At 68.8% G+C, this 13,301-nt stretch carries 12 protein-coding genes; 4 read left to right on the top strand and 8 right to left on the bottom strand.

Annotated features, from left to right (window positions below):
- Nucleotides 1-288: 288 nt before the first annotated feature.
- Nucleotides 289-1,110 (top strand): hypothetical protein, encoded by an 822-nt coding sequence (locus NBY69_RS13470; protein WP_250301068.1) that lies wholly within the window; start codon nucleotides 289-291, stop codon nucleotides 1,108-1,110.
- Between the two features lie 102 nt (nucleotides 1,111-1,212).
- On the opposite strand, the gene NBY69_RS13465 is transcribed toward NBY69_RS13470, so the two are convergent.
- Complete coding sequence (locus NBY69_RS13465) at nucleotides 1,213-1,434, bottom strand: hypothetical protein (RefSeq protein ID WP_250301067.1); 222 nt, start codon at nucleotides 1,432-1,434, stop codon at nucleotides 1,213-1,215.
- Between the two features lie 369 nt (nucleotides 1,435-1,803).
- Here NBY69_RS13465 and NBY69_RS13460 point away from each other — a divergent pair, with 369 nt between their 5' ends.
- Nucleotides 1,804-2,577, top strand: a complete 774-nt coding sequence (locus NBY69_RS13460) for an alpha/beta hydrolase (protein ID WP_250301350.1) — start codon at nucleotides 1,804-1,806, stop codon at nucleotides 2,575-2,577.
- Nucleotides 2,578-2,698: 121 nt separating this feature from the next.
- On the opposite strand, the gene NBY69_RS13455 is transcribed toward NBY69_RS13460, so the two are convergent.
- Nucleotides 2,699-3,544, bottom strand: a complete 846-nt coding sequence (locus tag NBY69_RS13455) for a helix-turn-helix transcriptional regulator (RefSeq protein ID WP_250301066.1) — start codon at nucleotides 3,542-3,544, stop codon at nucleotides 2,699-2,701.
- A gap of 30 nt (nucleotides 3,545-3,574) precedes the next feature.
- Entirely contained in the window at nucleotides 3,575-4,309 is a 735-nt protein-coding gene (locus NBY69_RS13450) for a DUF6879 family protein (RefSeq protein ID WP_250301065.1), read from the bottom strand.
- Nucleotides 4,310-4,452: 143 nt separating this feature from the next.
- Between NBY69_RS13450 and NBY69_RS13445 the strand changes: the two genes are divergently transcribed.
- Complete coding sequence (locus NBY69_RS13445) at nucleotides 4,453-4,650, top strand: hypothetical protein (RefSeq protein WP_250301064.1); 198 nt, start codon at nucleotides 4,453-4,455, stop codon at nucleotides 4,648-4,650.
- Between the two features lie 344 nt (nucleotides 4,651-4,994).
- Here the strand turns inward: NBY69_RS13445 and NBY69_RS13440 are convergent, their stop codons facing one another.
- Both NBY69_RS13440 and NBY69_RS13435 read right to left on the bottom strand, forming a co-directional pair.
- Nucleotides 4,995-7,379, bottom strand: coding sequence for an excinuclease ABC subunit UvrA (locus NBY69_RS13440; protein WP_250301063.1), 2,385 nt, complete (start codon nucleotides 7,377-7,379; stop codon nucleotides 4,995-4,997).
- Nucleotides 7,380-7,557: 178 nt separating this feature from the next.
- Nucleotides 7,558-7,914 (bottom strand): VOC family protein, encoded by a 357-nt coding sequence (locus NBY69_RS13435; RefSeq protein ID WP_250301062.1) that lies wholly within the window; start codon nucleotides 7,912-7,914, stop codon nucleotides 7,558-7,560.
- Nucleotides 7,915-8,281: 367 nt separating this feature from the next.
- Here NBY69_RS13435 and NBY69_RS13430 point away from each other — a divergent pair, with 367 nt between their 5' ends.
- On the top strand, nucleotides 8,282-10,348 hold the full coding sequence (locus tag NBY69_RS13430; RefSeq protein WP_250301061.1) for a LamG-like jellyroll fold domain-containing protein: 2,067 nt from the start codon (nucleotides 8,282-8,284) through the stop codon (nucleotides 10,346-10,348).
- 132 nt (nucleotides 10,349-10,480) lie between these two features.
- Here the strand turns inward: NBY69_RS13430 and groL are convergent, their stop codons facing one another.
- The 3 genes from groL to NBY69_RS13415 form a co-directional block, all read right to left on the bottom strand.
- Nucleotides 10,481-12,106, bottom strand: coding sequence for a chaperonin GroEL (gene groL / locus NBY69_RS13425; RefSeq protein WP_250301060.1), 1,626 nt, complete (start codon nucleotides 12,104-12,106; stop codon nucleotides 10,481-10,483).
- A gap of 291 nt (nucleotides 12,107-12,397) precedes the next feature.
- Nucleotides 12,398-12,601, bottom strand: a complete 204-nt coding sequence (locus NBY69_RS13420; RefSeq protein WP_005315736.1) for a cold-shock protein — start codon at nucleotides 12,599-12,601, stop codon at nucleotides 12,398-12,400.
- Between the two features lie 380 nt (nucleotides 12,602-12,981).
- Nucleotides 12,982-13,257, bottom strand: coding sequence for a MoaD/ThiS family protein (locus tag NBY69_RS13415; protein WP_164262622.1), 276 nt, complete (start codon nucleotides 13,255-13,257; stop codon nucleotides 12,982-12,984).
- Nucleotides 13,258-13,301: the final 44 nt, after the last annotated feature.

The raw sequence follows: 13,301 nt of genomic DNA, 5'->3' as shown, positions 1-13,301 counted from the left end.
CTCCGGGTAAGGCTCCCGGGGCTCAAGCCCCGCGCTCCGAGCCCTCTTTACAAGGAACGGGAGGAGGTCCTCAACCCGCCCACCCTCCCCGGCTGTTGACTTTCCGCGTTCGGCTTGCAACGGAGCGTCGCGGCGGTCTAGCGTTCCGGATAACGAACGACCCCCGCCCGGTGTCAGCAAACACCTGCGGGGGTCTGACCACGAGATCGCTGAAGAGACAGGTTCGATCCCATGGCTGACAGCCACCTTAATGCTGCCTCCCGCAGCACGTCCGGAGCCCCTCACCCGATGGCAAATCCGGGTTACGGCAAACGCACCGCATCGGACCAACACGCCCGTACCGCACAGGACTTCGACCACCTCCCGCCGCGCGAAGCAGCCGTGGCCGCGTACATCGACCGGCTCCCGGACGGCGCGGACATCTCCGTGAAGACGCTGGCCAAGGTGCTGCCGTACGGACAGTGCGCACTGCGGACCGCGCTCAACCGCCTCCAGACGGCCGGGAATCTGCGCCGGGGCAGCGAACACGTCACCGGTACGGGCAGCGCCCGCTGGGTGACGCGCACCTGGTTCTCCCGTACGCCGCGCGACGACGCCTGGTGGGCGGGGTTCGCCTCCGGCGACGTACCGGACGACGCCCCGCCGCCGAAGCGGCCTGCGCGGTCCCGCGCGTACATCCTGCTGGCCGCGCTCGGCCGTACCGCGCCCGCGCTGAGCCTGTCGGCGGCGGACTGTGCCGCGCTGGAGCCGCTGGCCGCCCTGTGGTTCGACCGTGGCGCGAGCGAGGCCGAGCTGCTGCACGCCCTCACGGAGGGGCTGCCCACCCCCGTACACCGCGCCGCCGGCCTCGTCCGCACCCGGCTCACCGGCAAACTCCCGCCGGAACGCGCCCCGCGCCCGCCGCTGCGCATCCTGGAATGCGGCAAGTGCGGCGCACCCGGCCGCCCGGAAACCCTGCCCGGCGGCGAATGCGCCCAGTGCCGGGGCGTACCGGCACGCCGCCCGGCCCCGCTCACCCCGGACCAGGTCCGCTCCCGCGCGGCAGAGGCCCGCGCGGCGGCATTCCGGCGACCCGAGAGGACCGGGAGGCTCAAGGACTACGCCCGCTGAAGGCAGCAACGGGCAAGGCGCAACCCGCGCACCGCGCCCGTCACGCGGTGGCGCGGATCGCGCCCTGACTCCACTCAGCGCGTCCGCCGACGCTCCCGCCCGCTACATGATGCAGGGGTTGTTCTCGCTGCAGAACAACGGGTGGATGCCACCGCCCAGTTCGGCCTTCGCCGATGGGACGTTCGAGACAGCGGCGGCGGACCGGTGCGAAGCCGCCGACGGGTCGACGGTCGCGGCGGACGCGACGGCCGGGGAGAGCGCGAGGAGTCCGGCAGCGGCGGCCGTACACGCGAGGAGCTTGGCCCGGTTGGACATGGTGGACATGAGAAACCTCTTTCCGAGGGGGAGGGGAGAGCGCGGCGGCCGTGATCGTTCCGCCGGCTCCCCACAGAAGACCACCCGCCCCCCGGCCACTCCAGAGGCGTTGACACGTCCGATACGGCCGTCCGTACGTCCCTGACGCCGGGCATACGCGCCCCTGCGTGCCGGGGAAAAGGATTGGACGGAACGACGCTCGGGCTTGTACTTTGCACTCGACCGCGACACGCCCGAGGAGGTGAGACCCATGAACGCAGTATCGATGTGGGTGCTCCCCCTTGCCGTCACGGTCGGGCGATTGACGTAGGTATCGCCGGGAGCGCCTCGACAACAAGGCACTCCCGAAAGGCAATACCCATGAATTCTCTGCACTCTCTGCCCTCTCTGCAGTTCACCGCCGAGTCGTCGTCGAACGGCATGATCGAGCGCGACTTCACCGTGGGCGACGTCCCCGGTGTTCTCTGGTCGCCGGCCTCTTCCGGCACCGACCGCGCGCCCCTGGTCCTGATGGGCCACAACGGCGGCGGCCACAAGAAGCACCCCTCGATGTCGGGCCGGGCACAGCGCCTGACCGCCTGCGGCTTCCACGTCGTCGTCATCGACGCGCCCGGTCACGGCGACCGGCCGCGCACCGCGCACGACGAGCAGGACATCGCCGAGCTGCGCAAGGCACAGGCGACGGGCACGCAAGGCCCGGTCGTCGTCCGTTACAACGCCCGCCTGGCGGAGCTCGCCGTGCCCGAGTGGCAGGCGACCCTGGACGCCCTCCAGGAACTTCCGGAGATCGGTACCGACGGGCCGGTGGGCTACTTCGGCCTCACCCTGGGCACCGCGATCGGGGTGCCGCTGGTGGCGGCCGAGCCCAGGATCACGGCTGCGGTCTTCGGCCTGATGTGGCCCGATGCCGTGGCCGAGGCGGCGCAGCAGATCACCGTCCCGGTCGAGTACGACATCCAGTGGGACGACGAGATCATCCCGCGCGAGGCCGGCCTCGCGCTGTTCGACGCCTTCGCCTCGAAGGAGAAGACGCTGCACGCCAACGCGGGCAAGCACTTCGACTTCCCCCGGTTCGAGGCCGACAGCGCGGTCCGGTTCTTCGCCCGGCACCTCGGCCGGACGGCCAACTCACCGGCCAACTCACCGGCCTGACGGTGAGCGGCAGCGGCGCCCGGTCTGCCGGACCGGGCGCCGCTGCTGCGGTACGGGTCACGTCGCGTCGCGACTGCGTCTCCAGGTGAGGGATCCACGTAGCCCGGCGGGTTGCCCGAAATCAGTACAGGGCACGCCGTGCCTCGGCGAGTACCCGTTGGGCGTCGGCCCCGGAGACAGCTGACCGCCTCAGCGCCTGCCACACCCGCTGATAGGTCGAGACGCTGTCCGCATCGTCCAGCCACAGTTCGGCGTGCCAGTCCTCGGTGATCGCGAGGCGGCCGTCGAGGATGTAGAACCCATTGGCAGGAGGGACTTTCACCGTGGACCCCAGAGGGACGATGCCGAGCGTCACCGTGTCCATGCCGATGACGCCCACGAGGCGGTCCAACTGCGCGGCCAGTACGGACGGCGGACAGATCAAGGTGCGCAAGGCGGCCTCCCACAGCAGGACCTGGAGCTTCTTGCCCGGTTGGTAGAGCCACTCCTGCCGCTTCATGCGTGAGCGCACGGCGGCCTCTGTATCGCGCACCGAGTTCTGAAGCTCCGAGTAGCTGAGGAAGACGTGGCGGGCGTAGTCGGCGGTCTGGAGCAGCCCCGACACCATGGTCGGTTCCCATTCGTGGATGACGGACGTCTCGGCCACCAGCTCGTTCCACGTGTCCTGCACCGGTCGGTGCCCGGAGGCGAGCTGCCTCCGCCACGAACGAATGTGGGACTCGAACCCCCGTAGCCGTGCGTGGAGTTCGTCGAAGGTCTCGGGCTGGCGTGTAGCGACCGTCCAGAGTCTCAAGTCCTCGGCCGTCGCTGTCTGCCGCCCGTTCTCCAGCTTGCTCACCTTCGACTGTGTCCAGCCGAGACGCGCGGCCAGCTGAGTACCGGTGAGGCGGCCACCTGGACACGACACCCGGAGTTCCCGGAGCCTGGAACCCAGGGCTGACCGTGCTTGCTGGTAGTCCGTGCTCAACGGTTCAACACACGCCTTCGGTAAGGCTGGTTACGCCTCGAACGCTTCATACGGCACCGCGTGGTGCCACGCCTCGTCACGTACGAGGGAGCAGCGCACCACCTCTGCGGGCTCCGAGATGAGTTCGACGTTCAAGAGCTGGTCGTCGGAGTCGAAGTTCAGCTTGGCCACGATCCGCGAGTCGAAGATCCAGAAGTCTTCCTGGGGCAGGTGAAGCCGTTCGGCGTCCGCGCGCCGCAGACTCCTGATGCTTTCACCGATGGCGCTGTTGCGCTTCGCGTTGTCGAGCAGGTACAGCTGGCCGGGCGTCGGCGGGTCGTCGGCGATACGTACGCGCTCGACCCGCTTACCTGCGCCCGTCTGCGCACGGATCATGGTGCAGTACGGGTCTTCGAGGTCCCACCGTGCGCTGCCGGTCTCCATGAACTGGCGGTAGGTGTCGGTGGTTTCGTCGCTCGCGTAGCGTCGTCGGGTCTCCAACCGCCAGGCTGTGTACTTGAACGTCCGGAACAGGCCTTCGAACTCGTCCAGATCGATGATCCGCGCGGCGCGGGTGGCGTCCTTCGGGGCGTAGTCGACCAGCAGTTCACGCGGTACCACGACCGCGACTTCGCCCTCGGAGAGATGCTGGAGCCGTGCTACGTCCTGGGGATCGGTGAGCGGCGGTCCGTGAACAATCACTTCCCGGCTGTCGAGGTCTTCATGGACCGACGGGCATCCGGTGCCGCCGCTGCCCGTGCCGTTGAACTGCAACCTGCGTGCCATTCGAGCGTCCTCCTCGTGGAAGCCTTCCCGCTCAAAGGATCTCCGAGCTGGAACGGGAATGTCGACGCATAGCGAGCACTGGCGTGAGAATAATCGAGAATATCGCCCGCTTCCTCCCGCTGCGCCCGTCTAGCCTCCCGTTCATGAGCAAGCGACGGACGACGATGGAACCCCCGGTGCACCTGACGGAGCCTTCGGCTTCGCCGGAACCCGTTGCCGGGTGCGACGTGTGCTCCGCACTGGCGCGGGCGCGGGCCGATTCGGCCAGGGTCGGCGACTGGTCGAAGGTCTCCGACGCCCACGTGGAGATCGGCCGCCACCGTGCTGGGCAGCACGCGTGAGCGGGGCTGTACGGGCCGCGTACCGATACGTCCAGCACACCATCACGGAGCATCCGGACACCGACGTGACCTTTGAGGCCGAGTGCTTGTGGTGTGAGTGGAAGGCAAAGCCCTCGGCCGACCCGGCGGCGGTCGATGTCGAGTGCCTGAGCCACACGGGCCGCAGCGCGCACAAGTCGTTCCGGCGGCTACGGACGTCATTCGCTCTGGTCGTCCGCGCCGGGTAGGCACCAAAGGTGCCGGGCGCCGCTGCTGCGGTACGGGCACCCCTACCATCCGGGCACCCCTATTCAGCCGGGCGCCCGTACCAGCGCGAACCGTTCGCGCCCCGGGGCACCTCCCGGTCAGCCCCCCACGTACGCCGCCAGGTGCTCGCCCGTCAGCGTCGAGCGGGCGGCGACCAGGTCGGCGGGGGTGCCCTCGAAGACGATCGTCCCGCCGTCGTGACCCGCGCCGGGGCCGAGGTCGATGATCCAGTCGGCGTGGGCCATGACCGCCTGGTGGTGCTCGACGACGATCACCGACTTGCCGGAGTCGACGAGCCGGTCGAGCAGGCCGAGCAGCCGCTCGACGTCCGCGAGGTGGAGGCCGGTGGTCGGCTCGTCGAGGACGTAGACACCGCCCTTCTCCCCCAGGTGCGTGGCCAGCTTGATGCGCTGCCGCTCGCCGCCGGACAGCGTGGTGAGCGGCTGGCCGAGCCTGAGGTAGCCGAGCCCGACGTCGGCGAGACGTTCGAGGATCCGGTGGGCGGCCGGGAGCTTCGCCTCGCCGTCGCCGAAGAACTCCTCCGCCTCGGCGACCGACATCGTGAGCACCTCGCTGATGTCCTTGCCGCCGAGCCGGTACTCCAGTACCGAGGCCTGGAACCGCTTCCCCTCGCACACCTCGCAGGTGGTGGAGACACCGGCCATCATCCCCAGGTCCGTGTAGATGACCCCGGCGCCGTTGCAATGGGGGCAGGCGCCCTCGGAGTTGGCGCTGAACAGCGCCGGCTTCACGCCGTTCTCCTTGGCGAACGCCTTGCGGATCGGGTCGAGGAGACCCGTGTACGTCGCCGGGTTGCTCCGCCGCGAGCCCCGGATCGCGCCCTGGTCGACCGTCACCACGCCGTCCCGCCCGGACACCGAGCCGCTGATCAGCGAACTCTTTCCCGAGCCCGCCACCCCGGTGACGACGGTGAGGACACCGAGCGGGATGTCGACGTCGACGTCCCGGAGGTTGTGGGTGTCGGCGCCCCGGACCTCCAGCGCCTCCGACGAGGTGCGTACCTCGTCCTTGAGGGCGGCCCGGTCGTCGAGGTGGCGGCCGGTCACGGTGTCGCTCGCCCGCAGGCCCTCGACGGTCCCCTCGTACATCACCTGGCCGCCCTCGGTCCCGGCCTTCGGGCCGAGGTCGACGACGTGGTCGGCGATGGCGATGGCCTCCGGCTTGTGCTCCACGACGAGCACCGTGTTGCCCTTGTCCCGCAGTTGCAGCAGCAGTTCGTTCATCCGCTCGATGTCGTGCGGATGAAGTCCGATCGTCGGCTCGTCGAAGACGTACGTCACGTCGGTCAGCGACGAACCGAGGTGGCGGATCATCTTGGTGCGCTGCGCCTCGCCGCCGGAGAGCGTGCCCGCCGGGCGGTCGAGCGAGAGGTAGCCCAGCCCGATCTCCACGAACGAGTCGAGGGTGTCCCGCAACGCGGTGACCAGGGGCGCCACCGAGGGCTCGTCGAGGCCCCGGGCCCATGCGGCCAGGTCGCTGATCTGCATCGCGCAGGCGTCCGCGATGTTGATCTTGTTGAGCTTCGACGACCTGGCCTCCGCGCTGAGCCGGGTGCCGTCGCACTCGGGGCAGGTGTCGAAGGTGATCGCCCGCTCCACGAAGGCGCGGATGTGCGGCTGGAGCGCGTCGATGTCCTTGGACAGCATCGACTTCTGGATCTTCGGGATCAGGCCTTCGTAGGTCAGGTTGACGCCGTCGACCTTGATCTTGGTCGGCTCCTTGTAGAGCAGGTCGGCGAGTTCCCGCTTGGTGAACTTCTTGATCGGCTTGTCCGGGGAGAAGAAGCCGCAGCCGCCGAAGATCCGGCCGTACCAGCCGTCCATGCTGTAGCCGGGGATGGTGAGCGCGCCCTCGTTGAGCGACTTGGTCTCGTCGTACAGCTGGGTGAGGTCGATGTCGTTGACCGTGCCCCGGCCCTCGCAGCGCGGGCACATGCCGCCGAGGACGCTGAAGCTCCGCCGCTCCTTCGTCGTACGGCCGCCGCGCTCCATGGTGACCGCGCCCGCCCCGGAGATCGAGGCGACGTTGAAGGAGAACGCCTGGGGCGAGCCGATGTGCGGCTTCCCGAGGCGGCTGAAGAGGATGCGCAGCATGGCGTTGGCATCGGTGGCGGTGCCGACCGTGGAACGGGGGTCGCTGCCCATCCGCTCCTGATCGACGATGATCGCCGTCGTCAGCCCGTCGAGCACGTCGACCTCGGGGCGGGCCAGCGTCGGCATGAAGCCCTGGACGAAGGTGCTGTACGTCTCGTTGATCAGCCGCTGCGACTCGGCGGCGATGGTGCCGAACACCAGCGAGCTCTTGCCGGAGCCGGAGACACCGGTGAACACCGTCAGCCGGCGCTTCGGGAGCTCGACGCTGACGTCCTTCAGGTTGTTCACGCGCGCGCCGTGCACGCGGATCATGTCGTGGCTGTCGGCATCGTGCGGCGCAGACGCCCGCGCGTTCTTCCTGGTGGCCATGCTCGTGGTGTCTCCATCTGTGTACGCGGGCGGCTTCGCGGTCTGCGTCTGCATCTACGTCTGCGTCGGCGTCGGCGTCTGCGTCGGCGTCTGCATCTACGTCTGCGTCGGTGGCTCCGGTCGTGAGCCGGTGCCCGGTGTCGCACGACGACGCCGGGCACCGCAGCGGGATCGGACCCTACCGGTCCTCGAGCACTCCGAGAACATTGCCGTCGGGGTCGGTGAAGGTGGCCACCAGGCGGCCCCCGCCGACATCGTGCGCGGCCTCCTTCACGGTGCCCCCCGCGGCGGTCACCTCGGCGAGCTTCGCCTCGATGTCCGGCACGTGCCAGTAGGCCACCGGCCCGGTCATGCCCTGCGCCGCACCGCCCGGCACCAGCCCGATGTGCTGGCCCCCGGCCTCGAAGCCGACGTAGTACTCCGCGTCGGCCACCGGCTCCACGCCGAGCAGGGCGGCGTACACCGCTTTGGCCTTCGCCAGGTCGGACACGGGGTGCAGGACGGTCTTGATCCCCTGAGTGGAAGAGCTGGTCATGGTCGTCACTCCTGAAGTCTTGGGCGGTCGTTTCCCCTGCATTTCAAGCTACGGGCGGGGCGCGGGTTCCGCTTCTCCATTCCTGACCGGTCAGGGCGCGGGCGGATCCCGGAGCGACTCGGGCGGGGACGGGGCCCATGCGCATCCGTCGGTCACACCGGGCGTTCAGCTGTGGCCAGGAACGGCCGGGCGGGCTCTTCGGCTCCGATGTCCAGGAGGTGCAGCCCGGTGGCGGGTCCGCCGGGCCGTGCCCGGGGCCAGAGGTGGTGTTGGGAGAGCGTTCGGCATCCGGTACCCGGCGCGCAATTCTGCGGTCGTGGAGTGATCCCTAGGGTGAGCCGTTCGAATATTCAGCATAGGAGCGGAAATGCACAGTTCTCCCGCAGGCGGCAACGCCGGTGGCGCCGGACCGATACCTGTGGCGGCCCTGGAGGCGGACCGGGATGCGGGGACTGGGCACAACGGGCCCGGCGAGCACCGGTCCGGGTGCGCGTGCCCGCGCACCGCGGACCTCGACGGGAACGGCGTCGCCGCGTCCAGCCGTCGCACCTTCCTGCACCGGGCCGGTGTGCTCGGCGCCGGTGCGACCACTGCGGGGCTACTGGGTTCGGCGCCCGCGTACGCGTCCGGCCCGAGCGGCAAGCACGAGGACCCGTACGACGTGACCACGACGGCTCACTCACCGCGCGGCAAGTGGAGCCCGGACCCGGACGATCCGCGGTTCACCGTCGTCGTGATGCCCGACACGCAGTACATGTTCGATCAGGACCGCATCCACCCGGCGCCGATGGAGGCGTCGTTCCGGTACGTCCTCGACCCGAAGGGCCGCGCGAACGGCCACGACGAGAACATCGTGTTCCTGGCCCACCTCGGCGACGTGACCCAGAACGGTCTCCCCGAGGAGTACGCCGCGGTGACGAAGGTGTTCGACATGCTGGACCGGGCGGGCGCCTCCTACAGCGTGCTGGCCGGCAACCACGACGTCCACGACGACGACCAGCGGGGCGCCACCCCGTACCTGGACACCTTCAGCCCGAAGCGGGCCAGGAAGACACCCGGCTACCACTCCTCCAGCCCCGACGGGTACAACACCGCCCACATCTTCAGGGCGGGCAGCCGCAAGTGGATGCTCCTGTCGCTGGACTGGCGCCTGTCGGACAAGGGCTTCGCGTGGGCCAACACGGTCATCGCGGCCGATCCGACGCTGCCGGTGATCGTGACCACCCACGAGATCGTCGGCGCCGACGACGGCGGCGAGGCCGAACTGTCCGACTACGGGCACCAGTTGTGGGACCGGCTGATCAAGGACAACGACCAGATCTTCCTGACCCTCAACGGGCACTACTGGCCGCCCGGCAGCACGGTCCTGAAGAACAGCGCGGGCAACGACGTGCACCTGCACATCACCAACTACCAGGACCGGTACTACGGCGGCTCCGGCATGATCCGCTCGTACCGCTTCGACCTCAACCGCGGCACGATCGACGTCGCCACCTTCTCCCCGTGGGTCCGCGAGCTGGCGGCGAAGAACGAGCTGAACGCCCTCGCCGCGAAGGAGATCGAACTGACCTCGAAGGTCGACTACTTCTCGATGGAGATCGACTTCGACCAGCGCTTCGCCGGGTTCGCGCCCGTACCGCCCCGCAAGGCCCGGCCGGCCCGGCGGATGCTGCTGCCCGGCACGCTCGCCTACTGGCGGTTCGACGAGGGCGGCGCCGCCGGACGCGATGTCGCCCCCGGCACGGTCGTCAAGGACCAGACGGGCAAGGGCAACGACCTCGTCCTGTGCACCGTGCCCGGCACCCCGGCACACGCGCTCACCTGGACCGGTGACCACCACCCGGACCAGCCCGGCCACGCCGGTCTGGTCTTCGCGGGCGGGGGCAAGCCGGCCAGCGGGGTGTACCTGCAGACGGTCGACAAGGCACCGGTCAACCGTGAGACGTTCGCGCACGGTTACACCTTCGAGGTGTTCTTCAAGGTGCCCGCCGACTGGGACGGGGACCGCAACGGCTGGTCGTCGATGCTCAGCCGCGTGGGCAGCGCGGGCCGGGCGGGCAAGAACGGCCCCTCCGCCACCGCGGAGGAGCCCGTCCTCGCCCTCAGCCTGTCCACCGGCATCGAGCTGCAGTGGAACGCCTACCCGCTCAACCGGAACGGGCCGACGACCGCCTGGAGCCACCTGCTGCAGAAGGAGCAGTGGTGGCACGTCGCCGTCGCCAACGACGGGCGGACCAGCAAGCTCTACGTCAACGGCTGCGAAGAGGGCCGCAACCCCGCCGGCGCCGCCGTCGGCCTGACCACCCTCAACATGCCGTTCCTGCTCGGCGGTTACCAGTGGGACGGTGCGCTCGACCAGGTCTTCCACGGCACCATCGGCGATGTCCGCATCACCGGCCGGGCCCTCGAACCGGGCGAGTTCATGAACGCCTAGGCCGTGTGCACTCCTCGGTGAGATGCACACACGCCTGGGTGAGGTCCGGCGGAAACGCCCGAGGGCGGTACCCCTGTGAAAACAGGGGTACCGCCCTCGGTTCGTACAGCGATGGAGCTACTGAGCCGGGGCTCAGAAGTCCATGTCACCGCCCGGCATGCCGCCCGGAGCGCCGCCGGGGGCGGCCTTCTCCGGCTTGTCGGCGATGACGGCCTCGGTGGTGAGGAACAGCGCGGCGATCGACGCGGCGTTCTGCAGCGCGGAGCGCGTGACCTTCGCCGGGTCGATGATGCCCTCGGCGATCATGTCGACGTACTCGCCGGTCGCGGCGTTCAGGCCGTGACCGATCGGGAGGTTGCGCACCTTCTCGACGATGACTCCGCCTTCGAGACCACCGTTGACGGCGATCTGCTTCAGCGGGGCCTCCAGCGCGAGCTTCACGGCGTTGGCGCCGGTCGCCTCGTCACCTTCGAGCTCAAGCTTCTCGAACACCGCGGAAGCCTGGAGCAGGGCCACGCCACCACCGGCGACGATGCCCTCCTCGACGGCCGCCTTCGCGTTGCGAACGGCGTCCTCGATGCGGTGCTTGCGCTCCTTGAGCTCGACCTCGGTCGCGGCACCGGCCTTGATGACGGCCACGCCGCCGGCCAGCTTCGCGAGGCGCTCCTGGAGCTTCTCGCGGTCGTAGTCCGAGTCGGAGTTCTCGATCTCGGCGCGGATCTGGTTGACGCGACCCTGGACCTGGTCGCTCTCACCGGAGCCGTCGACGATCGTGGTCTCGTCCTTGGTGATGACGACCTTGCGGGCGCGGCCGAGCAGGTCCAGCCCGGCGTTCTCCAGCTTGAGGCCGACCTCCTCGGAGATGACCGTGCCGCCCGTGAGGATGGCGATGTCACCGAGCATGGCCTTGCGGCGGTCGCCGAAGCCCGGGGCCTTGACGGCAACGGACTTGAAGGTGCCACGGATCTTGTTCACGACCAGCGTGGACAGGGCCTCGCCCTCGACGTCCTCCGCGATGATCAGCAGCGGCTTGCCGGACTGCATGACCTTCTCGAGAAGGGGGAGCAGGTCCTTCACGTTGCCGATCTTGGAGTTGACGATCAGGATGTAGGGGTCGTCGAGCGACGCCTCCATCCGCTCCATGTCGGTGGCGAAGTACGCCGAGATGTAGCCCTTGTCGAAGCGCATGCCCTCGGTGAGCTCAAGCTCAAGACCGAAGGTCTGCGACTCCTCGACGGTGATGACGCCTTCCTTGCCGACCTTGTCCATCGCCTCGGCGATGAGCTCGCCGATCTGGGTGTCAGCGGCGGAGATGGAGGCGGTCGAAGCGATCTGCTCCTTGGTCTCCACGTCCTTGGCCTGCTCCAGCAGAGCGGCGGAGACGGCCTCGACGGCCTTCTCGATGCCACGCTTGAGGGCCATCGGGTTGGCACCGGCGGCGACGTTACGGAGGCCCTCACGGACCAGCGCCTGGGCGAGGACGGTCGCGGTGGTCGTACCGTCACCGGCGACGTCGTCCGTCTTCTTGGCGACTTCCTTGACCAGCTCGGCGCCGATCTTCTCGTACGGGTCCTCGAGCTCGATCTCCTTGGCGATGGAAACACCATCGTTGGTGATCGTGGGGGCGCCCCACTTCTTCTCGAGGACGACGTTACGGCCCTTGGGGCCGAGGGTGACCTTGACGGCGTCGGCGAGCTGGTTCATCCCGCGCTCGAGACCGCGCCGTGCCTCCTCGTCGAACGCGATGATCTTGGCCATGTGAAGTGGTCCTCCCGGACAGGGGTGGATGCGTCAGACCTGGCGGCGCCCGCGACGGACGGCCTGCGTGCCTGGTGGTTCCTTGCCCCACCTGGCCTGCGGGCCTCGCCAACCCGGTCTTTCTGTCACTCTCACTGGGAGAGTGCTAACGCAATGATTAGCACTCGACCCCCTTGAGTGCAAGCGCCTTCAAGGATCTGTGGACGCGCGCGGACGCACGAGAGGCCCGTACCCCGCTGTGGGGTACGGGCCTCTCGGCGTGAGTGCGTCGGTGGCCGATCGCGCCTTGGATCAGACGGCGAGTTTGACCATGTCCGCCTGCGGACCCTTCTGGCCCTGCGAGATCTCGAACTCAACTCGCTGACCCTCTTCAAGGGTGCGGTAGCCGTCCATCTGAATCGCGCTGTAGTGGACGAAAACATCCGCACCACCGTCGACCGCGATGAAGCCGTACCCCTTCTCCGCGTTGAACCACTTGACGGTGCCCTGAGCCATGCCTAACTCCCCTATAACTGGCCCTTGCAGAGGCCCGCACTCCGCGGGACCCGGGTCAGACCTTGCGCCGGAGCGCGTCGACCGCGGCTGAATGTATCTGCCCAACTGCCCTCTGCAACAGGTCAATCGGACGAGAATTCTGTGCATGGCCGAACGCCCCATTGGGCGGATTTCCGGGGATCCTCGGGCAAGTCAGGCCAGGCAAAGGGCACTTACGACGCAAAGGGATCCAACACTTTGCCCACAGCTTGTCGCGTTCTCATATGCGCGCGGCACGGACGATCAAGGGGGCTGCCCCAACTCTACCCCGTTCAACCCTACGGAATTGCCCCCTCCGCTTCGTTCGCGGAGGGGGCAACAGGAAGACGGTGGGGGCTTGCTCAGCCGCCGGCGACGGCCGGGATGATCGAGATGCCCGCGCCGTCCGGCGTGGCCGTCTCCAGGCCCTGCTCGAAGCGGACGTCGTCGTCGTTCACGTACACGTTCACGAAGCGGCGCAGCTTGCCCTGGTCGTCCAGGACGCGGGCCGCGATGCCCGTGTGGTTCTTCTCCAGGTCGGCGATGACCTCGGAGAGGGTGCCGCCGTCGGCGGCGACCTCGGCCTGGCCGCCGGTGTACGTACGGAGGATGGTGGGGATGCGGACCTTGACGCTCATGCGGGTTGCCTTCCAGGAGTCGGGTGGCGGGGTGCGGGACGGAC

It is taken from the genome of Streptomyces sp. A 4/2, from assembly GCF_940670765.1.
In the GTDB taxonomy this organism is placed as follows: Bacteria; Actinomycetota; Actinomycetes; order Streptomycetales; family Streptomycetaceae; genus Streptomyces.
Note: the sequence above shows the minus strand (reverse complement) of the source record. Positions and strands in the feature narration are given on the sequence as shown.

Excerpts from the sequence above, each read along its gene's own strand:
- NBY69_RS13440 (WP_250301063.1), bottom strand. The coding sequence starts at position 7,379 with ATGGCCACCAGGAAGAACGCGCGGGCGTCTGCGCCGCACGATGCCGAC.
- NBY69_RS13450 (WP_250301065.1), bottom strand. The coding sequence starts at position 4,309 with ATGGCACGCAGGTTGCAGTTCAACGGCACGGGCAGCGGCGGCACCGGA.
- NBY69_RS13445 (WP_250301064.1), top strand. The coding sequence starts at position 4,453 with ATGAGCAAGCGACGGACGACGATGGAACCCCCGGTGCACCTGACGGAG.
- NBY69_RS13435 (WP_250301062.1), bottom strand. The coding sequence starts at position 7,914 with ATGACCAGCTCTTCCACTCAGGGGATCAAGACCGTCCTGCACCCCGTG.
- NBY69_RS13430 (WP_250301061.1), top strand. The coding sequence starts at position 8,282 with ATGCACAGTTCTCCCGCAGGCGGCAACGCCGGTGGCGCCGGACCGATA.
- NBY69_RS13470 (WP_250301068.1), top strand. The coding sequence starts at position 289 with ATGGCAAATCCGGGTTACGGCAAACGCACCGCATCGGACCAACACGCC.
- NBY69_RS13420 (WP_005315736.1), bottom strand. The coding sequence starts at position 12,601 with ATGGCTCAGGGCACCGTCAAGTGGTTCAACGCGGAGAAGGGGTACGGC.
- NBY69_RS13465 (WP_250301067.1), bottom strand. The coding sequence starts at position 1,434 with ATGTCCACCATGTCCAACCGGGCCAAGCTCCTCGCGTGTACGGCCGCC.
- groL (WP_250301060.1), bottom strand. The coding sequence starts at position 12,106 with ATGGCCAAGATCATCGCGTTCGACGAGGAGGCACGGCGCGGTCTCGAG.
- NBY69_RS13415 (WP_164262622.1), bottom strand. The coding sequence starts at position 13,257 with ATGAGCGTCAAGGTCCGCATCCCCACCATCCTCCGTACGTACACCGGC.